Raw genomic sequence first — 24,146 nt, 5'->3', positions numbered from 1 at the left:
AGCGTGAAATGCCTATAGATTGTGAAGATCAGGAACTGCTCGAAGGTTTTCTGACCGAAAGCACCGAACTGCTTGAAAAGCTTGATGACGACCTCGTTACCCTGGAGAAATCTCCGGCCGATACGGATCTTCTGAACTGCATCTTTCGCTCCATCCACACCGTTAAGGGAGCTTCGAGTTTTCTCGGGTTCGACCTGTTGGTCAAGGTCACCCACAAAACTGAGGATGTCCTTAACCGGTTGCGGAAAGGAGAGCTATCTGTCAATCCGGAGATCATGGATGTGATCCTGGAGGCTGTCGATCTGGTAAAACTGTTGCTGAGCGACATCAAAGGAGGGGAAATCCAGGAGCGCGATATCGATACCGCCATCGGTAAGCTTCATCCATATCTCTCTGAAGCAGCTGTGCCCCCCCCTCCCCCGGAACCGGCATTTGAATCCTCCCCAAACACCCCTGTCGCTGCCGCGTCCGATGCTGCTGAGGCACCCGTTACAGAATCGCCTGTCGTTGAGCCGACGACAGGCACCCAGTCTAGCATTCCTGCGCCGGCCATCGCCCCATCCCCAGTGCAAAAGCCCGCCGTGGCCAAAGCCGAAGAACTGGCCGATAACTCGACCGTGCGTGTAGATGTCAAACGGCTGGACGACCTCATGAACCAAGTGGGCGAGCTGGTCCTGGAACGCAACCGCATGGTGCAACTTTATAGCGATTTTCAAAGGGGAATTGATCCCTCCGGGTTCAGCGACGAATTCGGCAAGCTGACCAAACGCCTCAATTTCGTCACCTCCGAGCTACAGATGCAGGTCCTGAAAATGCGCATGATCCCAGTGGAGAAGGTTTTCAAGAAGTTCCCGCGCATCGTCCGCAATCTGGCCCGTGAGCTGAACAAGGACGTGGAGCTTCTTATCTACGGGGAAGAGACCGAGTTGGACCGTTCCGTAGTAGATGAAATCGGCGACCCCTTAATTCATCTCATTAGAAACGCTTTGGACCATGGCCTGGAACCCCCCGAAGAACGAATCGCCGCCGGCAAACCACCTAAGGGAACCGTCGTTCTCTCCGCAAACCACGAGGGTAATCAGATCGTTATCAGCATCAAGGACAATGGCCGCGGCATAAATCCTGACAAGGTTGCCAGGAAGGCGATCGAAAAGGGACTTGTTACGGAAGAGCAGCTGTCGGCAATGAGCGCCCGTGAGATTCTCGACCTGATTTTTCTTCCCGGTTTTTCCACCAAGGATAAAACCACCGACCTCTCCGGCAGGGGGGTCGGCATGGACGTGGTCCGCACCAATATTCGCAAGTTGAACGGCATCATCGAAATCAAAAACGATGTTGGGCAGGGATCGGAATTCATACTCCGCCTTCCCCTGACCCTTGCCATCATTCAGTCCCTCCTCGTGGAAGTGGAAGGTGAAATCTATTCCATCCCCCTCTCGGCGGTCATTGAGACCATCAAGGTACAGCAGAGCGTTTTCCATCAGTTGGGGGGCCAGGAGGTGTTGAAACTGCGGGACGCGGTATTGCCGCTGGTTCGCCTGCATCGGCTCTTCGGCTGCCGGGGGGACTCCCTTGGCAGGGACACCTGTTATGTGGTGGTCGTGGGAGTTGCCGAAAAACGGGTCGGACTGGTAGTCAGCAGGTTGATGGGCCAGCAGGAAGTGGCCATCAAATCCCTGGGTAGTTTCCTGGCAAATCTTCCTGGGATCGCCGGCTCCACCATTCTCGGCGACGGCAGTGTGGCTCTGATCGTCGACCCTCTGACATTCGTTCACTGTAGCGACAATTAATATATTTAGGCCGACTGCACTTATGGAACAGACATTTTTCCCAGAGCTCAAAACCCCCACAGTGAAGATCTCCGACAAAGACTTCGAGACCCTCAGGGATTACATCTACAACCTGTGCGGCATTTACTTTCACGCCAGCAAGAAGTACTTCCTGGAAAGCCGCATCTGCCGCCGCATGGAGGCAACGAAAGTAAAAAGCCATGCCGAATACTACCAGTACATCAGAAACAGCATCACCGGCAGCGGCGAACTGCGCCACCTTCTTGACGAAATAACCACCAATGAGACCTGTTTTTTCCGCAATGGCCCGCAGCTTGCTGCCCTGGAAAACAAAATCCTCCCCGATATTGTCGAAACGAAGTCAAAAATGGGATTCCGCAAATTGCGCATCTGGAGTGCCGGCTCGTCCTCTGGAGAGGAAGCGTACACCCTTGCCATGATCCTACTTGAAAAACGTAATACCCTGCTCAAGGACTGGATCATCGAAATCGTCGGCACTGATATCAACGAGACCGTCATCGCCCAGGCAAAGGAAGGAATTTATGGCTCCTATTCCGTGCGGAATACACCTGACTACTACCGGCGCAAATATTTCAAGACTGAATCCTCGGAGCGTTTCATCCTCGCCCCGGAGGTGAAAAAATTGGTCAATTTCTCGCTACTTAACCTGTACGATGACAACAAGATGCTTTTCATGAAAAGTTTTGATCTGATTTTCTGTGCTAATGTACTGATTTATTTCGACGTAGCTTCTAAATCGAAGGTCGTGCAGCACTTTTACAATAACCTGCAGCCTTACGGCTACTTTTTTGTCGGCCAGTCGGAGTCGCTGCACGGGGTCAACGATAAATTCAAGACGATCCATTTTCCCGGTGGCTTCGCCTACCACAAATAAGGACTGTACCATGAGCGACAGCGTTTTGATGAATAACGCCCGGGCCATGGTGGATGCCATCTCCGAACTCCCCACCATCCCCCATGTGGCCACCAAAGTCATTGAACTCCTCGACAAACCCGATGTGGAATTGGACGAAGTTGCCGATATGATCCTGACCGATCAGGTTCTCGCCGCTCGGGTAATAAGGATGGTAAACTCGCCCTTCTATAAGCCGGCCCATGAGATCAAATCGGTGAAACGCGCCCTCATCTATCTGGGATTCCGCCATATCAGGGAGCTTGCCTTTACCTGCTCATTCATCGATGTCTTTCAGGGAAAGGATGGCGCATTCGACATCAGGACCTTCTGGGAACATTCCTTCGGGGTCGGCATTGTCGCCAAGATCATCGCCCAGCGGTTCCGCTACCCCGACACGGAAAAGGCCTACCTGGTCGGCATCGTCCATGATATCGGCGAGGTTCTCTTGAGCTATTATCGGCGCACCGAATTTGAACAACTGCTGGCCTCCATCAAAGGCAAAAGCTATCGCATGGTCGAAGCGGAAAGGGAATTCTTCGGCACCAGTCACAGCGAGATCGGCCATTGCATCGCCCAAAAATGGAATTTCCCCGCCGATTACTGCGAAGTCATCGCCCTGCATCACGCCCCTGAAGAGGCCATCATCGACCCCATCCTAGTCTCAATCGTCAACCTGGCTGATTTGTTCTGCTCGGTCCGGCAACTGGATTATGGCAGTCAGTCCTGGATTACCTTCAACCTTGCCGATGAAAGGTCTTGGTCCATACTTAAAAATTACGCCCCCCACCTTGCAGACTTTGACGTGGAGCGGTTCTGCTATGAGCTTGATGACCGTGTCCCTGAAATTCAGGATCTGGTCCAATCGATTTTTCAAGGGGTTATTGCGGAGTGACCATGAGTTCATTGCTACGTAACAGATTGAAAGTTCTGGTCGTTGACGATTCATGCTTCATGAGGATGGCCATTCGCGGCATCCTGGCCAAAGATCCCCAGATCGAAATTGTCGGCATCGCTGCCGATGGCGTCGAAGGGGTTGAAAAGGCCATCGAGTTGAAGCCCGACCTGATTACGATGGATGTGGAAATGCCACGGATGGACGGTATTGCCGCCCTTAAACAGATCATGGCCAAGGCACCCACAAGGGTCTTGATGGTATCGACGCTCACCTGCGAGGGAGCCAAGGCAACCTTTGAAGCGCTGGAAGCGGGCGCCATAGACTATATCCCCAAAAACATCAGCGACTCAGCGGAAGCGCAGAGCATATTCCGGGAAGAACTGCTGGTGAAAGTCAAACTGGCCGGCAGTTCTCTTATCCCCATGGGGACGGGGATCAGGCGCACTGCTCTCACCTCCCCTGCCGCCATCAAGAAATCCCTTTTTTCCCGGAAGGTGAACTGCGTCGGCATCGGCGCCTCCACAGGCGGCCCCGTCGCCCTTCAGGAAGTTCTTTCCCGGATACCGGCGAACTTCCCCTTCGGCATCATGGTTGCCATTCACATGCCCAAGGCTTTTACCGGCCCCTATGCGGAACGGTTGAATGCCCGGTGCTCATTGGAAATTCGCGAAGCCAAGGATGGAGACCTGCTCCGCCCGGGACAGGTGCTCGTCGCTCCCGGCGGTCGGCACACCACGCTCGTCCGGCAGGGTGCCGGCCTGATGGTGAAAACCGACCCGACCACTGCTTTTCCCCAATACCTCTATATCCCCTCCGTAGATCAGATGATGCACAGCCTTGCCGAGGCCAGCAACGGCTCTATGCTTGGCGTGGTGCTGACCGGCATGGGGAGCGACGGTTTCAAGGGAATGCAGTTTTTGAAAAACAAGGGGGGTATCACGCTCGTTCAAGATGAGACGACGTCTACCATCTATGGTATGCCGAAGGCCTGCATTGAGGGGGGAGTGGCAGACGAGGTGCTGCCTCTGGACCAGATAGGATTCGAAATAGCGAGGATTGCCAGCTGATTTCAGACCTCGGCACTGAGATAAATGCCTTCACGTGCTGCTTCTGCACGGCATCGGGAAAACCCCTGCCTTTTTAAGCGGAAGAGCAGAAACGGCGCCGCCGGTGCCAGACATTCTTTTATAAAGAGGCGCAGGTGCAACTTTCCATCTACCAGTGCCCTCAAGTCGCCGAGATGCACTAGCAAAGTCTCCGGCGCAGGCTGTAAATAGCCGCTCTCGCCCCAGGTCAACTGCGCTGCAGATTCTAACCCGTGCCGGCCGATCACCCTGCCTGGGACAAGCGCCGCGGCAATCACCTGTGCCGTGAAGAGCCATCGCCCAGGCTCACCATTTTTCCGCATGTTCACTTATTTTCTTTCTCGGGAAATGGCAAGACAACCGTCCTCTCCACTCCGCTTTCAGGCTGCCGCAAACGCAGCCGCAACTCTTTGGCCGTTTCTGCCTCGCCGGGGAAAAAAACGAAGCCGTTGGCCAGATGATCTGCAGGAATGACTTTCCCCTCCAAGCTCTTGGCCCGGATATCATCCATGATGCTTCGCCCACGCTCCGGGGAGCTCCCTTCACTTGCTCCGCCGATTACCGCTCCTCCTGCCGTTCCAAGGGCTCCCCCTCGCAGGGCACCCTCTCCTATGCTTCTGCCGCTGACAATGCCAAGAGCCGCTCCCAGGACTGTTCCAGCTGCCGCACCGAGTACCGCTCCTTTACCCGCCCCCTTGCCGAAATAGGCAGCAAGCTGGGTGGAGCTTTCCAGGCGCGCTATGGCCACATTGTTCGGGATGATCCTCCAGTAGCCATTTTTCCTGTCGATCAGGAATGTCTGATCGGAGACGATCTCCGCATTCTTGCCGCTCCTGTTATCCAGCACCAACTGCACTGGGAGGAGCCCCGCTCCCTTGATGTCGAATCCGAATGCATCCTCTGCGGCATCGCCATCGGCATAGGCTTCTCCCCCGATCCGCACACCGTTGGCCACCTGGAAGTTGCCGTAGGCCTCCGGTGGTCTGAATGCCGCATATTGGGTCTTGTACCTGGTACAGCCGCCGAGTGAAACGGCAAATAACATCAGGATGATCATGAGTCGCTTCACTGGTTGCCTCCATCGGATCGTGCATGTGGTCGTCTACCTATACTTATAACAGCGCTCGTGCGATGTGCAAACGGGTCTTTATTCCCATCTTGCGCCAACCATGCGATTTTCCGACAAAAACCATGTCCTTGCGAAATCCCTTTCCAGCAGCCGTTCTCGAAGTAATCCAGGGTAAACCCTGCCTGAAAAGGAAAATAGGGCTGGAGGGGCAATTTGGAGGGATTAGCTGCTTTTGGCCGTTTTTTCTCCGATGCGGCCGATAAAAACGAGGCTGCGGGTGTCGCTAGCGGCAGGCAGATTGAAAATTTCCACCGCCGTCACCGCCAGCCTCAGCTCTCTAAGAAATTTTTCCGCGGCGTCTGCCTCATTGCTCCCCTCTTTCCCTTTCATGGCAATGATGGCTCCATTTTTTTCCAAAAGTGGCAACGCCATCCGGGCAAAGGTCGGAATGTCGGAAAATGCACGTGAGACGACAACGTCAAACCTGTTTCCCTCTTCCGGCTGCAGCTGCTCGGCTCTGCCATGGAGAGCTCGAAAATCGGCCAAGCCCAGGAGCCGGGCAACGTTGCGCTGGAAAATGATTTTCTTCTCCACCGCATCGATGGAGGTCACCTTGAGACCCGGCATGACGATCTTCAGCGGCAGAGAGGGAAAACCAGCACCGGAACCGATATCAAGCAGCGCATCATCCGCTCGGAGATAGGGTGCCACCGCCAGGGAATCGACAAAATGCTTAAGGGCAATTTCTTCATCGGAGGTAATGGCGGTGAGGTTTATTTTCCGGTTCCATTTCTTCAGCTCTTCTCCGTAGCGGTCGAAGCTATCCAACTGCCCGACAGTCAGATTAAGAGCCAATGCCTGTCCCCCTGCCTGCAACAACTCTCGCGCCGCCGGTTTCACTGGCCGCTCCTGGACTTCAGGGCAATGGAAAGTATGGTGATGGCGGCAGGCGTCACCCCTGGTATGCGCGATGCCTGCCCAAGAGTATCGGGTCTGAAGGCCTGCAGCTTTTCCTGAACCTCGGTTGACAGTCCCGGCAGCCCTGCATACTGCATATCCCGGGGTATCCTGGCGTTCTCCAGCTTTTTCGACCGCTCCACCTGTTCCAGTTGCCTGTCGATATACCCCTGGTACTTGATCTGGATCTCCACCTGCTCCCGCACAGCGGCCGGGGTTTCCATGATTTTCCCGTCAATTCTCGATAAATCGGTGGCAGTTATATCCGGGCGCCTGAGGAGTTGCTCGTAGGTAAGGGCGTTCTGCACGCCATTCAGGTTAAACTCCTCAAGAAAAGCCGCATCCGCCTGGGATGGGAGTAGTTTTTCCCGACGCAACCGCTGCAACTCCTCCCCTATCATCTCCCGCTTTCTGACGAATTTCCCATACTCATTTTCCCTGACCAGTCCAACTGCGTGTCCCCGCTCGCGCAACCGCAAATCCGCATTATCCTCCCGCAGCAGCAGCCGGTATTCGGCCCGGGAAGTGAACATGCGGTAAGGTTCCTTACTGCCCAGGGTCACCAGATCGTCGATCATCACGCCGATGTAGGCATCGTTTCTGCCCAGGATGAGCGGTTCTTTTCCCTGAACCCGCAGCGCCGCATTGATCCCTGCCACGAGCCCTTGGGCTGCTGCCTCTTCATAGCCCGAGGTGCCGTTTATCTGTCCGGCGTGGTAAAGGTTCATCAACCGCTTTGTCTCAAGGGAGGCATGGAGCTGGATGGGATCCACGTAGTCGTACTCGATGGCGTAGGCGGGACGCATGATCTCAACCCGTTCAAGTCCGACAATGGAGCGATAAAACTGCCACTGGACGTCTATCGGCAGTGAGGTGGAGAGCCCGCTGGGGTATACCTCCACCGTATCCAGCCCCTCCGGCTCGATGAAGGTCTGATGGCGGTCCTTTTCAGGAAACCGTACCACCTTGTCCTCGATGGAGGGACAATAACGTGGGCCCACTCCTTCAATGATCCCTGAGTAAAGGGGTGATCGATCCAGGCCGGAGCGGATGATCTCATGACTGCGTTCGTTGGTATAGGCAATATGACAGGGAACCTGCCTGGTGACTATACGTTCCGTGGAGAAAGAAAAGGGAAGCGGCTCATCGTCACCGTACTGTGGTTCCAGCTTGTTGAAGTCGATGGTGCGGCTATCGAGCCGGGCGGGTGTTCCCGTCTTCAGCCTTCCCACGGCAAAGCCCAGCTCCCGGAGATTATCGGACAGCCCCACGGAGGGAAGATCACCCGCCCGGCCGCCGCTGTAATGAACGAGACCGATATGGATCAGGCCCCGCATGAAGGTGCCGGTGGTCAGGATGACCGTTTTTGCCATGTACCGGACCCCGGCCCGGGTATCGACACCGGTGACCGTATCGTCGTTCAATACCAGTGCCGTCACCTCCCCCTGTTTGAGATGGAGGTGCTCTTCCCCTTCCAGTACCCGCTTCATTCTCAGGCGGTATTGCTGCTTATCGGCCTGTGCCCGTGAGGCGCGAACAGCCGGCCCCTTCTTGGTATTGAGAATGCGGAACTGGATGCCGGTGGCATCGATATTCTTCGCCATCTCTCCGCCCAGCGCATCGATCTCCTTGACCAGGTGTCCCTTTGCCAACCCCCCTATGGCCGGATTGCATGACATCAGCGCGATGGCATCCAGGTTGATGGTCAGCAGCAGCGTCTCACGGCCCATCCTGGCAGCCGCCAGGGCCGCCTCGCAGCCGGCATGCCCACCCCCGACAACGAGCACATCATAATGCTTATCGTAAAAAATCACCGTCTCACTCCACGCCGTTGCCGGTGAAACAAGGGGCTGATCCAGTCGTCAGCCCTTGAATGGCAAGGCTTGATGGCAAATGTTTCACGTGAAACATTTGCCTATTTACCAATACAAAACTGCTGAAAAATTCGATCGAGTACATCATCCGCGGTGGTCTCACCGGTCACCTCACCCAATGCGGCAAGGGCATCCCGCAGGTCAATCGCCAAAAGGTCTGGATTAACTGCCCGCTCCAGGTTTGCCATAAAAGTACCCAGGGCTTGCCGGCAACCATCAAGGGCATCCCGGTGCCGAACTTGAGAGATGGCAACGAAGTCACGGCTGTCCCTGTCTCCATGATGGATAAAGAAATCGAAAATGACCTGCTGTAATTGCATCAGACCCTGGCCAGTACGGGTCGATACGGAGACAACCGGAACCTCTGCTCCAAAGGGAAGCACCGGTGTGGTGTCCATATCCACCTTGTTCTTAACGACCATAAAGCTGAAACCTGTAAGGCGTTCCAGAACGGCCCGATCTCCATCGTCGAAAGGGGATGAACCATCGACGACAAAGAGTATTAAATCTGCAGAAGCGAGTTTTTCCAGCGACAGCTTGACCCCTTCCCTTTCCACCTGGTCGTCAGATTCCCGGATGCCCGCCGTATCCAGAAGTTTGACCGGCAATCCTTTAATGGTCATCTGCTCCTCGATGAGGTCGCGGGTGGTACCGGGAACGGCAGTGACAATGGCCCGTTTTTCCCGCAAGAGGGCATTAAGAAGGCTGGACTTGCCCACATTCGGCTTTCCGGCAATAACAACTGAGACCCCTTCCCTGATGATTCTACCTTCGGAAAAACCGGAGAGCAGTTCGTCCAGCATAACCAGTGAGGCGACCGCATTCTCCTTGATGTGATCTTTGGCAGCATGGTCGATATCCTCTTCTGGAAAATCGATATAGGCTTCCAGCAGTGCGAGGGAGGAAAGCAGGGATTCCTTCACCTGGGCAAGGCGCAGGGAAAGCAGCCCTTCACGCTGATGCTGAGCGAGATTGAGAGACATCTCCGAACGGCTGCGAATGACATCCATGATGGCTTCGGCCTGCACCAGGTCGATTCGTCCATTGAGAAAGGCGCGTTTGGTAAATTCCCCCGGTTCGGCAAGGCGCGCCCCATGACGCAATGTCAGGGCCAGGACACGCTGCACGACCAAATAGCCGCCATGACAGTGCAGCTCCAGGACGTCCTCCCGGGTAAAAGAATTGGGACTCCCCATGAAAACCGCCATTGCCTCGTCAAGAAGGGAACCGGAGTCCGGATCGATAATGTGCCCATAATAGAAACGGTGGCTTTTCAGGCCACCGTCAAGACGCTTTCGGAAGATGGAGCGGGCTATGGGAAGAGAATCGGGACCGCTGATCCGGATAATACCGATGCCCCCCTCCCCGATGGGGGTGCTGATTGCTGCTATGGTGTCTTCAAGATACATCTTGTCATCCGATGTGCGGAACGTGCCTTAAGCAGGCAGTGATTTATTGATGTATGCCTGCTGGGCAATGGTCAGAATATTGTTGATGAGCCAATACAACACCAGACCGGAAGGGAAATTAAGGAACATGAAGGTAAAGACAATGGGCAGAGCCAGCATCATCTTTGCCTGCACGGGGTCCATGTTGGTTGGAGTCATTTTCTGCTGAATGAACATGGTCGCCCCCATGATGATGGGAGTTACATAGTAGGGGTCCTTGGCGGAAAGATCGGTGATCCAGAGCACAAAGGGTGCATGCCGCAACTCAATGGAAAACATCAGCGCCTTGTACAGGGCGAAGAATACTGGAATCTGCACGAGCATGGGCAGACAGCCACCCATGGGATTCACCTTGTGGGTTTTATAGAGATCCATGACCGCCCTGTTCATGGCATCCCGGTCGTTCTTGTATTTCTCCTTCAGCTCGGCCATCTTGGGTTGCAGCTTCTGCATCTCCTTCATGGATTTGTAACTCTTGTGGGTCAGCGGAAAGAAAAGCACCTTGAGGATAATGGTGATGATGATGATGGCCAAACCATAGTTGTGGGTAAAGGAATAAAAGAATTTGAGGGCGCGAAGAAGTGGCTTGGCCAACGCGGAAAACCAGCCGAAATCGATCGCCTCTTCCAGTCTGCTGCCTTGGGCCTTGAGGATATCCAGGTCCTTCGGGCCGTAGAAAAGGTGGTAATCTACAGTAGCGTGCTGCCCAGGATTGAGAGAGACGGCAGGTGCCGTGACGGTAGTCTGCACGAACTGATCGCTGATCTTGGCAATGCGGGCGGAAGCGATGCTGTTGTTACGGGACATGACGGCATCCATAAAATATTTATCGGCAAAGGCGGTCCAGGAAACATGGTCGGTGAATTGCCGGGGCTCCTTGGCCAGATCGGCGAGTTTTTCGGTTATCACCTTGTCGCCAGCCAGGGCCACAGGGCCATATACTTCATAGCGCCCATCACGCGTCTGGGTAGCGAGGCGATTATAATTCACCAGGGCAAGGGAACCATCGAGCCGCCCGGTGCCGGAATTGACCAACTCCTGATGAAGATCGATGCCGTAGTTGTTCCCGACAAATGTATAGATCTTTTTCAGTGTAGCCCCGGTCGGTGAGGTCACGGTGAGTTCAAGGGAGGCCCGATCAGGTCCGGTCAGTTTCAGATCCTTGGCTGAAGACTGAAAGACGAGAGCCGGCTCGATGCCTAAGGTTTTTCCCTCGGTCAACAGGGAAAGCTTGTCACCCTCCGTCTCACTCTTCAGAACGATATTCCGACCAGTTGCTCCTGCTTTATCCTTATAATGCTTCAGCTGCAGACTTTTGAGACCGGCTCCCCTGGTGGAGATGATGGCTGTATACAAGTCGGTGTCAACGACAATATCGCGAGCAGCAAGGCCAGCCTGGGGGGTCGCCGCGGCAGCAGCCGCCATGGGAGAAGGTTTGACAGACGATTGCTGGGACTGCAGGGCAGCGACCGGGCCGGCAGGCGCTTTGCGATTAGCGGCAGGAGGGGGAAACAGATATGAAAAAGCATACAACACCGCTATGGATAAGATAACGGCAATAAGGACTCTTTTTTCCATGGTAACTCCCGATAACCACTAAATTATTTGACAGGATCATAGCCACCCGGATGGAAGGGGTGGCACTTCAGGATACGCAACACGGAATACCACAGTGCAGTCAGTATCCCGTGCTTCTCGAAGGCTTGCAATGAATAATTGGAACAGGAAGGATAAAACCGGCAGGAAGCTCCCTTGTACGGGGAGATGTATTTCTGATAAAAACGAATGGTACCGATCGCTGCTTTTCTCAGCATAGTTTCACATGCAGGCGCTCCAGAGCATTTGCCAGTTCCCTGCAAACCTGCCGATAATCCAGCTGCCCTGCACCTCTTTTGGCGATTATGTTGTAATAGGCGGATGCAAATTGCTGCTTGTTGAGCCTGAAAAACTCACGAACCAGTCGCCTGATCCGGTTTCTGCAGACGGCATTCCCAACCTTACGGCTGACGGTTATTCCAATTTTGGTAAGGTCCGCCGGGACTGACCCCAGAATTATGAAATGGGCGGTATGAATCTTCAGTCCTGCATCGGATAACTGCAGGAATTGGGCTCGCTTCAAAAGCCGCTCGTCTTTTGTGAAACGGTGCGGGGCTTTATTTGGATGCAATAGATACCGCGAGGTTCTTCCGCCCTTTGGCACGACGGCGCTTGATAACGAGTCTGCCATTCTTGGTAGACATCCTGACGAGGAATCCGTGGGTCCTTTTCCGGGAAACATTGCTGGGCTGATATGTTCTTTTCATCGCTATAAAACTCCTTACATTCCATGTAGTGATTTATAAAATAACCAAAAATAAGCTGGTAAATTAAACATATTGTGTACGATTTGTCAATGGATTATTTATTCTTTGCGGAAAATTTACCTTGCAAAATGGGGGTGGCTTTGTTACATTTCAACAACTATCGATCAAACCCCAATATCTCGCCTTATAGATACGCAACAACCCGTAATAAAAGGTTTATTTTTTTTCAACATCTGTTGATAAATCTGTTCAAAAGTCATTTGTCCGATAAGGTCGCCCCCCATGGAAAAGATTTGGCTCGAAGCCCAATCGAACATAAAGAAGGTCCTCACCCCGCAAACCTACAATACCTGGATCAAGCCGATTCATTTCCACTCCGTTAACGATGCCAATCTTGTCCTGGAAGTTCCCAGCAAATTCATCAAGGAATGGGTCACCGAAAAGTACCTCTCGATAATTATAGAGGCAATATCCTCGCTTACCAATGTAAAATATCAGGTTGACTTCAAGATCACCGAAAAACCCCATGGGGAGAAAAAACCGGTCGAACAGCGTAATACGGACAAAAGCGATCACGACGTCACCAGGAATGTGGACTTCAACACCAATCTCAATCCCAAATATACCTTCGATTCCTTCGTCTGCGGTGCCAGCAACCAGTTTGCCTACGCCGCCTCTCAGGCAGTGGCCAATAATCCGGCCTGCAATTACAATCCTCTCTTCATCTATGGCGGCGTCGGCCTGGGAAAAACCCATCTCCTCATAGCGATCGGCAACCAGATCAAGGAAAACGACAAGAAAGCCAAGGTCTGCTATTATTCCTCCGAAAAATTCATGAACGAAATGATCAATTCCCTCCGTTACAAGAAAATGGAGGAATTCCGCAACAAGTTCAGGAAAATGGACATCCTCCTGATCGATGACATTCAGTTTATGGCGGGAAAAGAAGCGACCCAGGAGGAATTTTTCCATACCTTCAATGCGCTCTATGAATCCCACAAGCAGATCGTCGTCACCTCGGACAAATTTCCAAAGGATATCCCCGGCCTGGAGGAGCGGCTCCGCTCGCGCTTTGAGTGGGGGTTGATCGCCGATATCCAACCGCCGGATATAGAGACCAAGATCGCCATCCTTAAAAAGAAAGCGGATGTGAACGCCATTACCTTGCCAAACGACGTGGCCCTTTTTCTCGCTTCCAGTGCCACGAGCAACGTCCGTGAGCTGGAAGGGATGCTGATCAGGCTCGGGGCCTATGCCAGCCTTACCGGCAGCGAGATCAGTCTCAACATGGCCCGGGAAATTCTCAAAGACATTATCGTCGAGAAAACCAAGGACATTACCGTGGAAATGATCCAGAAGCACGTTGCCGATCATTTCAAGATCAAGATCTCCGAACTGAAGTCGGATAAACGCTTGAAGGCCTTCGTCATACCGCGGCAGATTGCCATTTACATCAGCCGGGAACTCACCAAGGCCTCCTACCCTGAAATAGGTGAAAAATTCGGCGGCAAAGATCACTCGACGATCATTCACTCCGTAAAAAAGATCGAGAAACAGATGGAAAGCGACCTGGAGATAAAAAACACAGTGGATAAGATGAAAAAGGAGTTGATGAGCTGACGGAAAAACTGTTGATATTTGCCGACGGCTGTTGATAATTGCAGCGCGATGTGCATAACATCGTCCGCCGCTTTCACTGCTAACAGTATTGTCCAACGGGAAAAAGCCGCAAAACCGGCACGTTAACCATTCAATCAACATATCCACAGCCGCTATCTACTACTACTTAAAGAATTTAAAAACATATTATTCGTATGCGAATGGAGGAATGGATGGAATTCAGCATCAGCAAAGAGACCTTCACCAAAGCTTTACAGAAAATACAAGGGATCGTAGAAAAGCGGAACACGATGCCGATCCTCTCAAACGCCCTGCTCGAGGCAAGCAACGGCATGCTGCACGTAACTGCCACCGACCTGGAAGTAGGGATGAAAAGCTCCTACCCGGTAACCGTCAGCAAAGAAGGAAAGATAACCGTCTCTGCAAAAAAGATATACGAGATCATCAAGGAACTCTCCGACGAGGAAATAACCTTTTCCACCAAGGAAAACGACTGGATAGAGATCCATTGCGGCAAAGCCCATTTCAACATCGTCGGGCTGTCTCCGGAGGAATTCCCCTATTTCCCAAAGGTGAACGACAGTATCTTCGTCAGTATCAGCAACAACTTCCTCAGCGAAATGATCGAAAAGACGGCCTATGCCATCTGTAATGATGAAACCAAGTTCAACCTCAACGGCATTTTCATAAAAGCTTCCAGCGAAGGGGATAAAAACGTCATCCGCATGGTGGCAACCGATGGACACCGGCTCTCCGTTGCCGAGAAGGACTTCGAGGGAACCATCAGCAGCGAACTAAGTAAAGGGGTGATCTTTCCCAAAAAAGGGATCTACGAGCTGAAAAAGATTGCCGAAGAGGAAAACGGCGACATCATGCTGGGATTCATGGATAACAGTGCTGTGATCAAGAAAGACAATACCGTTATTGTCATGCGCCTTATTGATGGGGAATTTCCCGATTACACGAAGGTGATACCGGCCAACAACGACAAAAAGATCACCATCTCCCGAGAGGCACTCCTCCATTCCCTGAGAAGGATGGCCATTCTCTCCAGTGAAAAATTCAAGGGGATAAAGCTCGATGTGCAGAGCGGCAACATAGAGATATCCTCCAGTAATCCGGAACTTGGGGACGCCAGGGAAGAGCAGGAGGTGGTCTACGACGGCACCCCCATTTCGGTGCGATTCAACGCCCGCTATCTTATTGACGTCCTGACCGTCCTCCGGGACGATCAGGTCGAACTGGACCTGCGGGATGAGCTTTCCCCCATTGTCATGAAACCGACGGCAAAGGAAGATTTCATGTCAGTCATCATGCCCATGCGCCTCTAGCAATTGTTTAAAAATTGCGGACCCGCAAACGCGCTCTCTGCAAAGGCCCCTCTCAAATGGAGTGGCCTTTTTAATGAAATAATAGTTGAGATGAAGTTAAATAAATTATATCTTCAGTCGTTTCGAAATCTTGAAGAGACGGTGCTCACACCTGCCCGGCACTTCAACATTTTTTTCGGCAACAACGGCCAGGGTAAGACCAACCTCCTGGAATCGATCTTTATCCTGGCAACGATGAAATCGTTCAAAACGATGAAGAATAGCGAGCTGGTGCAGTGGGGTAATCCCCGCAGCCTCCTGAAAGGCTGGGTGGAGCGGGATGGGCTAACGAGGGAGATAGCCATTCTCCTGGACATGCAGGGGAAAAAAATAAGGGTTGACCGGAAGACGGTTTCACGGATCGACGACTTTTTCGGCCAGCTGAACGTGGTGCTTTTCACTCCTGAAGAGGTGAACATGGTCAAGGGGCTGCCGGAGCAGAGAAGAAGGTACCTGGATCGGGCCGTCTTCAGCAGCGACGTTACCTACCTGTCAGCCTACCAGGCCTACGGCAAGGTCCTGAAAAACAGAAATGCCCTGCTGAAAAAAGGGGAAAGCTGCGGCTTGGACATCTGGACGGAACAGCTCGTCGAGCAGGGAAAACGGCTTATTATGGCGAGAGTAGCCTACATACATGGGTTGCGAGACCTGCTCGGCCAATTTTACCGGGAGATATCCGGTAATGAAGAGATTGCCGACATTCGTTACAAGCCGCACCGGTTTGACATGGCCGACGGTGGAGGGAACCTGCAGGCAGCCTTTACCGAGGCGCTGGCCAAGACGGCACGTGAAGAGGAGCGCCGGGGAACGACACTGACCGGTCCACACCGGGACGACGTGGAATTCACCCTCAACGGCAAATCTTTGAAACAATTCGGCTCCCAGGGACAGCAGAAGACCTATGTGCTGGCCCTGAAAATGGCGGAGACGGAATATATGAGCAGTAAATTCCATAGCCAGCCGGTCTTTCTCCTGGACGATATCAGCTCCGAGCTGGACCAGGACAGGAAGAGAAACCTGATGGATTTCCTGAAGAAGCGGGAAATGCAGGTTTTTATCACGACGACCTCCCTGCAGAATATCGTCGTCGATCGGATGGAAAACTACAGGACCTACCGCATTGAGGCGGGCAGGGTTCTCCATTGAGGGAAAGACATGAGTGATAATACAACTTCCAATGATTACGGAGCGGACAAGATCAAGGTACTGGAGGGGCTTTCTGCGGTACGAAAGCGGCCGGCCATGTATATCGGATCCACATCGAGCCAGGGGCTGCACCACCTGGTTTATGAGATCGTCGACAACTCCATAGACGAGGCACTGGCAGGCTATTGTGACGACATTACCGTCACCATCAACGTTGATGGTTCGGTGACGGTCATCGACAACGGTCGCGGTATTCCAACGGACATGCATCCGACCGAAGGAAAATCTGCTGCCGAGGTCGTTCTGACCGTGCTTCATGCAGGCGGCAAGTTCGATAACACCTCCTATAAGGTTTCCGGTGGCCTCCATGGCGTCGGCGTCTCCGTTGTCAACGCCCTGTCGAAAAAGCTCGAACTGGAAATACGCCGGGAAGGAAAGATATTCAAACAGTCCTATCGCTGCGGTGATCCACAGGGTCCCCTGGAGGTGGTGGGAGAAACGAAAAAGCGCGGCACCAAGATCATCTTTTTTCCCGACGAGGAAATATTCGAGACGACCGAGTTCTCCTTCGAAATTCTTTCCCAGCGCCTGCGGGAACTGGCATTCCTTAACGCCGGGGTCAAGATAAAGATTGCCGACGAGCGGACGGAGAAGGCCCACGAATTTATCTACGAGGGGGGGATTCGCTCCTTCGTGGAATATCTGAACAAGAACAAGACCCCGATCCATCCCCAGCCGATCTACATCAACGGTGAAAAAGGGGGGGTCGAGATGGAAATCGCCATGCAGTACAACGATTCCTACGACGAGAAGGTCTTTTCCTTTGCCAACAACATCAATACCCATGAAGGGGGAACCCACCTGGTCGGCTTCAAGGCGGCCCTCACCCGCACCATGAATACCTACGCCAACACCAATAACCTGCTGAAAAATGTTAAGGAAAACATCTCCGGCGAGGACCTGCGGGAAGGGTTGACGGCGGTCATTTCGGTGAAGATATCCCAGCCCCAGTTTGAGGGGCAGACCAAAACCAAGCTGGGCAATTCGGAAGTGAAGGGGTATGTGGAAACCCTGATGAACGAAAAGCTGGCCACCTACCTGGAAGAAAACCCAGCCGTGGCAAAACGCATCCTGGAAAAATCAATCGATGCGGCGCGGGCCAGGGAGGCGGCACGCCGGGCGCGGGATCTGACCCGCCGCAAGGGAGCGCTGGAGGTGGGAACGTTGCCGGGCAAACTGGCCGACTGCCAGGAGAAGGATCCGGCCCTCTGCGAACTCTTCCTCGTCGAGGGTGACTCCGCAGGGGGATCTGCCAAGCAGGGGCGTGACCGGAAGTACCAGGCCATCCTTCCCCTCAAGGGCAAGATCCTCAACGTGGAAAAGGCCCGCTTCGACAAAATGCTCTCTTCCCAGGAGATCCGTACCCTCATCGCCGCCCTGGGCACCAGTGTCGGCAAGGGGGATTTCGACATCGCCAAGCTCCGCTACCACCGCATCATCATCATGACCGATGCCGACGTGGACGGATCCCATATCCTCACTCTGCTCCTCACCTTCTTCTTCCGCCAGATGCATGAGCTGATAGAGCGGGGCTACCTCTACATCGCCCAGCCCCCCCTCTACAAGATCAAAAGGGGTAAGAAGGAGCAGTACCTGAAAAACGAGGCGGCGCTGCAGAACTACCTGCTGGAAGAGGGGACGGAAGACCTTATCCTCCGCCTGGGGAGCGATGACCGCACCTACCGGGGCAAGCAGATCATTCCCCTGCTCAGGCAGATCATCGAGCACCAGTCCCTCTTCGGCAAGGTGGTAAAGAAAGGGGTCAACGAGGAACTGCTGAAAATGCTGCTCGAAAGCGGCGTCAAGAGCGGCCTTGAGGAGATCCATGAGCTTGAGCCATACCTGGCGAAGATGAAGGAGAGCTCTGCCAATGCCGATTACCTGGCGGCGGAACAGAAGATCATCTTCATGCTGGGCAATCTGCGGATCAACATCGATCAGCATATCTTCGACGCCATCAACTCCTACGAATACGAGCTCCTGACTGAAAGCCAGCGGAAGGTGGAGTCGATCATGGGCAATGCCACGGCGACTATCTCCACGGAAGAAAAGGAGCTGTTGGAAACGGCAAGCCACGAAGAGCTCCTGGCCTTCTTTCTGGAGACGGCTAAGAAAGGGCTCTACATCCAGCGCTACAAAGGGCTGGGAGAGATGAATCCGGAACAGCTCTGGGAAACCACCATGCATCCGGAAAACCGGGTGTTGCTCCAGGTGAAGATCGAGGACACGGTGGAAGCGGAAGAGATGTTTACGGTCCTCATGGGGGACCAGGTGGAGCCACGGCGCGAATTCATCGAGCTGAACGCACTGAACGTGTCCAACCTGGACATCTGACGACAAGGGAACCGTTCATCCCGCACATGCCAACTGCAAAGAGGTCGTAATGCTTACTCAAACGAACAAGGTAGCGGTCAACATAGAAGACGAAATGAAGCGGTCGTACATGGATTACGCCATGTCGGTCATTATCGGCCGGGCACTTCCCGATGTACGCGATGGCCTGAAGCCGGTCCATCGGCGGTGCCTGTACGCAATGTACGACATGGGCAACGACTACAACAAGCCCTACAAGAAATCGGCCCGTGTCGTCGGTGATGTCATCGGTAAATACCATCCCCACGGCGACACCGCTGTCTACGATACCCTGGTCCGCATGGCCCAGGACTTCTCCCTCCGCTATCCCCTGGTTGACGGCCAGGGGAATTTCGGTTCCATCGACGGCGACTCTCCGGCAGCCATGCGCTATACCGAGATCCGCATGTGCCAGTTGGCCCACGAGCTCCTCGCCGACATCGACAAGGAAACGGTGGAGATGGGACCGAACTACGACGACTCCTTAAAGGAGCCGTTGGTGCTGCCGGCCAAGTTCCCCAACCTGCTGGTCAACGGCTCTTCGGGCATCGCCGTCGGCATGGCGACGAATATCCCTCCCCACAACCTGGCAGATGTCATCGACGGCATTGTTGCCGTCATTCATAACCCGGAGCTGACCTTCGAGGAGTTGCTCCGCCTTGTCCCAGGACCAGATTTCCCCACCGGAGGCTTCATCTACGGGCGGGAGGGAATCGTTTCCGCCTACTCCACCGGTCGGGGCATCATTCAGATGCGGGCCCGGGCAATGATTGAGACCCACAAGAAGACCGAGCGCCAGTCCATCGTCGTCACAGAAATTCCATACCAGGTGAACAAGGCGCGGCTGGTGGAAAAGATCGCCGAGTTGGTCCGGGAAAAGAAGATCGAAGGCATCTCTGACCTCAGGGATGAGTCGGACCGGGAAGGGATGCGCATCGTCATAGAGCTGAAAAAGGACGAGAATCCGCAGATCGTCCTCAACCACCTCTATAAGCAGACCCAGATGCAGTCTTCCTTCGGCATCATCATGCTGGCTATCGTCAACAACCGGCCAAGGATCCTGACCCTGCGCGAGACCATCAACCACTTCATCGATCACCGCCGGGAGATCGTCACCCGCCGCACCATCTTCGATCTGAAAAAGGCCGAGGCGAGGGCCCATATCCTGGAAGGCCTGAAGATTGCCCTCGATTGGCTAGATGCGGTCATCGAGTTGATCCGCGGCTCTAAGACCCCGGCCGAGGCCAAGGAAGGGCTCATGTCGGGGATCTTCTCAGACGAGGAGTGGCTGAAAAAGCTCGGCCTCGCCCTGCCGGCCAACCACGGCGAATACGCCAAGCCGGTCAGGCTTTCCGAGCTGCAGGCCCAGGCGATCCTGGAGATGCGCCTCCACCGCCTCACCGGCATGGAGCGTGACAAGATCATCGAGGAATACCACGAGATCCTCCGTTACATTGCCCGTCTCAAGGAGATCCTCGCTTCAGAAACGGAGATTCTCAAGATCATCGTTTCAGAACTCCTGGAGCTGAAAGAGAAGTTCGGTGACAAGCGGCGCACCGAGATCATCGACCAGACGGCGGAGATTTCCCTGGAAGACACCATCGTCGAAGAGGACATGGTGGTGACCATTTCCCATTCCGGTTACATCAAGCGCAATGCGGTAACCATGTACCGTGCCCAGCGCCGCGGTGGCAAGGGCAAAACCGGGATGAAGACCAAGGAAGAGGATTTCGTCGAACAGCTGTTCATTGCCTCTTCCAAGGATTACCTGATGTTCTTTACCGATGCGGGCAAGGTCTACTGGTTGAAGGTCTATGAAATCCCCGAAGCAGGGCGCGCCACCAGGGGTAAGGCAATCGTCAACCTCCTCAACCTCTCGGCTAACGAGAAGATCACCGCCATCCTCCCGGTCAAGGAGTTTGCCGAGGACAAGTTCATCATGATGGCGACCCGCAACGGCGTCGCCAAAAAGACACCGCTCATGGAATATTCCCATCCGCGGCTTGGTGGCATCATCGCCGTCAATCTGGACGAGGGTGACAAGCTTATCTCCGTGGCAGTGACCGACGGGCGCCAGGATGTGTTGCTGGCATCGAAAAACGGCAAGTCGATCCGTTTCAAGGAGTCGGAGGTGCGGACCGTCGGCCGGGTGTCGCGCGGGGTGCGGGGCATGACCCTGGAGGATGACGACCTGGTGATAGGCATGGAGATCATCAACGAGGAATTCACCGATTCCACGCTCTTCACTGTCACGGAAAACGGCTTTGGCAAACGGACCGAGCTGAGCGAGTACCGCTGCCAGTCACGGGGGGGCAAAGGAATCATCACCATCAAGACCACCGAGCGCAATGGCTGCGTAGTCGACATCAAGCAGGTGGTGGACGAAAACGACCTGATGCTGATCACCGACCAGGGAAAAATATTGCGGGTGCCGGTGGAAGGCTTCTCCATCATTGGCCGCAATACCCAGGGGGTGCGCCTGATGGTGACCGAAGAAAACGAGCGGGTGGTGGCAGTGGCACGCCTGGCCGAGAAAGAGGAAGAGGACGGCGACGAACCCGGTGACGCCCCCCTCGATGTCGAGGGGGAAGAACTGGAGTAAAAACGTTCGTGCGGCGGAAGGACCTCATGCACCTGCGAAAACCAGACACAAGCCTCGACGAACGCCGCGGAATCGTACGCCTGCTGGATAGGGTAAAAGAGGATGATATCAGCCTTGGTGAGCTGGAAGAGATCGGCCGGGCCCTGAAAAAATCAGACTCTGTTGCCCTCCGTCAGCTGGTGCGCCGTCTCTGGCTGGAGCAATGCGGCGATCATATTTCCCGCTACGTTTATCTTCTGGATTTTTTCGACCCGGAAGAGTGGCTGGACCAGCTGATCGGGATGGCACTGAAGCGCAGGGACCTGGACGATGTTGCCAGAGCGGCAATACGATCCACACTGGAAGGTCAAGGTGTCGATGTGACCCACCCTCCCCTTTCCTCCCGCCTGTCAGGCAGTGGTAACGGTGGCTCCCTTTCCCTTCCCCAGATTTTGGGCGGGGGCGAAGAAGGACTCGTCGCTTTCATGGAGGAGTTCCTGCTCTACCCGCGGGAGATGCGTTTGACGACGGTCGGGCAGCTGGCGCGGATGGACGACCCGCGAGTAGTCAGCCTGCTGGAAATTATGCTCAGGACCGGCGACGACGACATTACGGCCGCAGCGCTGTCTGCCCTGGGATACATAAGGCACCAGGAGTCTGCAGTACTGCTGCGGGATCACTTGTCCCGGACGCCGGAGCTCGCTGGCGGGCCGGCAACCCGGAGCCTGCGCCGCCTCTCGTTTCTGGGGATCGTGCCTGAAAGCGCAGGTGAAAGGGAAGCTCCCCTTCCCTTTCACCGCTGCTGTACCGGCCCTCCCGATGGTGATGGGTACCGCACACTTGTATTTGCGCGCAGCACGGGGAGAGACACCCTGACATATCTGTCCCTGCAGCTCCATGAGGTCGTCGGCATCGTTGGCGCCCGGGGAAGCTCCTCTGCCCCGCCAGCGAAGCTTGAGGATGAATTGATCGAGTTGCAGGGTGAGGAAGAGGTTGTTGCCGTCGAACCTGAATATGCCCTGTGCCTGCTCCGGGATGCCTTGTACCGGAACCGTGAAACGGCAACGGAACTGCCGGCCGAATTCCTGGTGCGAAGCGGTATGTTCAACGGCGAAGAGCTGGTGCCGGCCCCCTATGATCCTCCACTGCAGCCGGCGACAACTTTCCCATCCCTTGCTGCCGGCTGTCTGGACGAAGTAGCCGATGACGATTTTTTTTCCTGCTGGTTCATGACCGACAGCAGGGTCTATGGCTATGCCGCCCAATGGCGCGAACTGGAGCTGAAGTCAGGGGGCAGCGAGCGGAGCCGCGGTTTAGAAATGATCCTGAAACGATTCTGCGAGGAGCTTTTTTCGCCGCAGATCGAGCGCATCCACCGGCGGTTGCTGCTGGTTGCGGATCTCATGGGCCGGGCGGGGCGCAACCCTCGGCTGGCGGAAAACACGGCGGTGCTGGCGGGCAGTATTGCCAACTTCAGGCTGCCGTACCATTTTCACCCTTTTTTGCGCCGCTTCGCCCTGGAGAGCATGGATATGGCTCGCGAGGCTCTGGAAGAGGGGTTTGAAGTGGACGGTATAGACACCGGCGAAGAATGGGATGACTGAGGCAGAGCAGCCGTCGAGGCACTGCCGCTGAAGAACGGAGAGCAGATGTTCATACCGGAAAAGATAGGGGTAATAGGGGCGGGAAGCTGGGGGACAACCTTGGCGGACCTGCTGGCCAAAAAAGGACACGAGGTTACCCTCTGGGCCTACGAGCCCGAACTGGTTGAGGAAATGGGCAGGACGCGGTGCAATAGCCTTTTCCTGCCGGGAATAACCCTTTCCCCAACCCTCAGGTATACCCATGTCCTTAAGGAGGCGGTGGCGGACAAGGCGCTGCTCCTGTTTGTCGTGCCGTCCCAGGTGACGCGCAGCGTGGTGCAGAATGCCCTTCCCTTTCTTTCCCCCTCGGCAATCATCGTCAGTGCCTCCAAAGGGATAGAGGTAGAGACGCTGATGACCGTCTCCCAGGTTTATGGAGAATTGCTCCCCGCGGGGCTTTACAGCCGATTTTCCGCACTCTCCGGCCCGAGTTTTGCACGGGAAGTGGCCCAGGAGATGCCTACAGCCGTTGCCGTCGCTGCCGAAAAGGGTGAAATCGCCAAAAAGGTCCAGCAGGTATTCAACACCGACAAGTTCCGCGTTTACACCAACAATGATGTGACGGGGGTAGAGCTGGGGGGGGCGATCAAAAACGTCATCGCCATCGCCGCTGGCATCTCCGACGGCCTTGGCTTCGGCCATAATACCAGGGCCGCTCTCATTACCCGTGGGCTGGCGGAAATGACGCGTCTTGGCAGGGCATTGGGCGCCCGGGAAGCCACATTTGCCGGTCTGGCAGGCATGGGAGATCTTGTTCTCACCTGTACGGGGGACCTTTCCCGCAATCGCACCGTCGGTATGGAATTGGGGCGCGGGAGACGCCTGACCGAGATTCTCGGTGAAATGCGCATGGTCGCTGAAGGGGTGAAGACAACGGAGTCGGCCTATAACCTGGCGGCTCGCCTCAAGGTCGAGATGCCGATTACCGAAAAGGTCTACGAAGTGCTGTACCGGGACAAATCAGCTCGCGAAGCAGTGTTGGAGCTGATGTCGAGAGATCTGAAAGCGGAAGAGTACTAACAGGCTTTATTTCCCAT

The 24,146-nt window shown here is 54.6% G+C and carries 20 protein-coding genes; 11 read left to right on the top strand and 9 right to left on the bottom strand.

Features of this window, described 5'->3' with window-relative positions:
• Positions 1–8: 8 nt before the first annotated feature.
• From ML541_RS10625 to ML541_RS10610, 4 genes are read left to right on the top strand one after another with little or no spacing between them, the layout of a single operon-like run.
• A complete protein-coding gene (locus ML541_RS10625) occupies positions 9–1,790 on the top strand; it encodes a chemotaxis protein CheA (RefSeq protein WP_243372823.1) in 1,782 nt (593 codons plus the stop codon).
• 22 nt (positions 1,791–1,812) lie between these two features.
• Positions 1,813–2,685, top strand: coding sequence for a protein-glutamate O-methyltransferase CheR (locus tag ML541_RS10620; protein WP_243372822.1), 873 nt, complete (start codon positions 1,813–1,815; stop codon positions 2,683–2,685).
• Between the two features lie 10 nt (positions 2,686–2,695).
• Positions 2,696–3,598 (top strand): HDOD domain-containing protein, encoded by a 903-nt coding sequence (locus ML541_RS10615; RefSeq protein WP_243372821.1) that lies wholly within the window; start codon positions 2,696–2,698, stop codon positions 3,596–3,598.
• Positions 3,599–3,609: 11 nt separating this feature from the next.
• Positions 3,610–4,668 carry a chemotaxis response regulator protein-glutamate methylesterase gene (locus tag ML541_RS10610; RefSeq protein WP_243372904.1) on the top strand — a complete coding sequence of 353 codons (1,059 nt, stop codon included), beginning with the start codon at positions 3,610–3,612 and terminating at the stop codon, positions 4,666–4,668.
• A gap of 2 nt (positions 4,669–4,670) precedes the next feature.
• Here ML541_RS10610 and ML541_RS10605 read toward each other — a convergent pair whose 3' ends face one another.
• From ML541_RS10605 to rpmH, 9 genes are all read right to left on the bottom strand, one after another.
• A complete protein-coding gene (locus ML541_RS10605; RefSeq protein WP_243372903.1) occupies positions 4,671–5,009 on the bottom strand; it encodes a hypothetical protein in 339 nt (112 codons plus the stop codon).
• A gap of 2 nt (positions 5,010–5,011) precedes the next feature.
• Positions 5,012–5,755 carry a glycine zipper family protein gene (locus ML541_RS10600; protein WP_243372820.1) on the bottom strand — a complete coding sequence of 248 codons (744 nt, stop codon included), beginning with the start codon at positions 5,753–5,755 and terminating at the stop codon, positions 5,012–5,014.
• A gap of 222 nt (positions 5,756–5,977) precedes the next feature.
• Entirely contained in the window at positions 5,978–6,610 is a 633-nt protein-coding gene (gene rsmG, locus ML541_RS10595) for a 16S rRNA (guanine(527)-N(7))-methyltransferase RsmG (protein ID WP_347710802.1), read from the bottom strand.
• A gap of 41 nt (positions 6,611–6,651) precedes the next feature.
• Complete coding sequence (mnmG, locus tag ML541_RS10590) at positions 6,652–8,526, bottom strand: tRNA uridine-5-carboxymethylaminomethyl(34) synthesis enzyme MnmG (protein WP_243372819.1); 1,875 nt, start codon at positions 8,524–8,526, stop codon at positions 6,652–6,654.
• A gap of 101 nt (positions 8,527–8,627) precedes the next feature.
• Positions 8,628–9,995: a tRNA uridine-5-carboxymethylaminomethyl(34) synthesis GTPase MnmE gene (gene mnmE / locus ML541_RS10585; RefSeq protein WP_243372818.1), complete on the bottom strand. Its 1,368-nt coding sequence runs from the start codon at positions 9,993–9,995 to the stop codon at positions 8,628–8,630.
• A 27-nt stretch (positions 9,996–10,022) separates the two neighbouring features.
• On the bottom strand, positions 10,023–11,612 hold the full coding sequence (yidC, locus tag ML541_RS10580) for a membrane protein insertase YidC (protein ID WP_243372817.1): 1,590 nt from the start codon (positions 11,610–11,612) through the stop codon (positions 10,023–10,025).
• A 23-nt stretch (positions 11,613–11,635) separates the two neighbouring features.
• A complete protein-coding gene (gene yidD / locus ML541_RS10575; RefSeq protein ID WP_243372815.1) occupies positions 11,636–11,848 on the bottom strand; it encodes a membrane protein insertion efficiency factor YidD in 213 nt (70 codons plus the stop codon).
• On the bottom strand, positions 11,842–12,153 hold the full coding sequence (gene rnpA / locus ML541_RS10570; protein WP_243372813.1) for a ribonuclease P protein component: 312 nt from the start codon (positions 12,151–12,153) through the stop codon (positions 11,842–11,844). The genes yidD and rnpA overlap by 7 nt, the downstream gene beginning before the upstream one ends.
• Before the next feature lie 34 nt (positions 12,154–12,187).
• Positions 12,188–12,337: a 50S ribosomal protein L34 gene (gene rpmH, locus ML541_RS10565; RefSeq protein ID WP_011941201.1), complete on the bottom strand. Its 150-nt coding sequence runs from the start codon at positions 12,335–12,337 to the stop codon at positions 12,188–12,190.
• Positions 12,338–12,619: 282 nt separating this feature from the next.
• Between rpmH and dnaA the strand changes: the two genes are divergently transcribed.
• From dnaA to ML541_RS10530, 7 genes are all read left to right on the top strand, one after another.
• Complete coding sequence (dnaA, locus tag ML541_RS10560; protein WP_243372811.1) at positions 12,620–13,957, top strand: chromosomal replication initiator protein DnaA; 1,338 nt, start codon at positions 12,620–12,622, stop codon at positions 13,955–13,957.
• A gap of 212 nt (positions 13,958–14,169) precedes the next feature.
• Positions 14,170–15,288, top strand: coding sequence for a DNA polymerase III subunit beta (dnaN, locus tag ML541_RS10555; protein ID WP_243372809.1), 1,119 nt, complete (start codon positions 14,170–14,172; stop codon positions 15,286–15,288).
• 90 nt (positions 15,289–15,378) lie between these two features.
• Positions 15,379–16,473, top strand: coding sequence for a DNA replication/repair protein RecF (gene recF / locus ML541_RS10550; RefSeq protein ID WP_279342446.1), 1,095 nt, complete (start codon positions 15,379–15,381; stop codon positions 16,471–16,473).
• A 9-nt stretch (positions 16,474–16,482) separates the two neighbouring features.
• On the top strand, positions 16,483–18,867 hold the full coding sequence (gene gyrB / locus ML541_RS10545; protein WP_243372805.1) for a DNA topoisomerase (ATP-hydrolyzing) subunit B: 2,385 nt from the start codon (positions 16,483–16,485) through the stop codon (positions 18,865–18,867).
• 49 nt (positions 18,868–18,916) lie between these two features.
• Positions 18,917–21,487, top strand: coding sequence for a DNA gyrase subunit A (gene gyrA, locus ML541_RS10540; RefSeq protein WP_243372803.1), 2,571 nt, complete (start codon positions 18,917–18,919; stop codon positions 21,485–21,487).
• 26 nt (positions 21,488–21,513) lie between these two features.
• Positions 21,514–23,070 carry a HEAT repeat domain-containing protein gene (locus ML541_RS10535; RefSeq protein ID WP_243372801.1) on the top strand — a complete coding sequence of 519 codons (1,557 nt, stop codon included), beginning with the start codon at positions 21,514–21,516 and terminating at the stop codon, positions 23,068–23,070.
• A gap of 51 nt (positions 23,071–23,121) precedes the next feature.
• Positions 23,122–24,129, top strand: a complete 1,008-nt coding sequence (locus ML541_RS10530; RefSeq protein WP_243372902.1) for an NAD(P)H-dependent glycerol-3-phosphate dehydrogenase — start codon at positions 23,122–23,124, stop codon at positions 24,127–24,129.
• Positions 24,130–24,146: the final 17 nt, after the last annotated feature.

The sequence above is a fragment of the Geotalea sp. SG265 genome (genome assembly GCF_022808985.1).
Classification (GTDB): domain Bacteria; phylum Desulfobacterota; class Desulfuromonadia; order Geobacterales; family Geobacteraceae; genus Geotalea.
The sequence above is the reverse complement of the archived record's forward strand: the minus strand, read 5'-3'. Positions and strand labels throughout refer to the sequence as shown.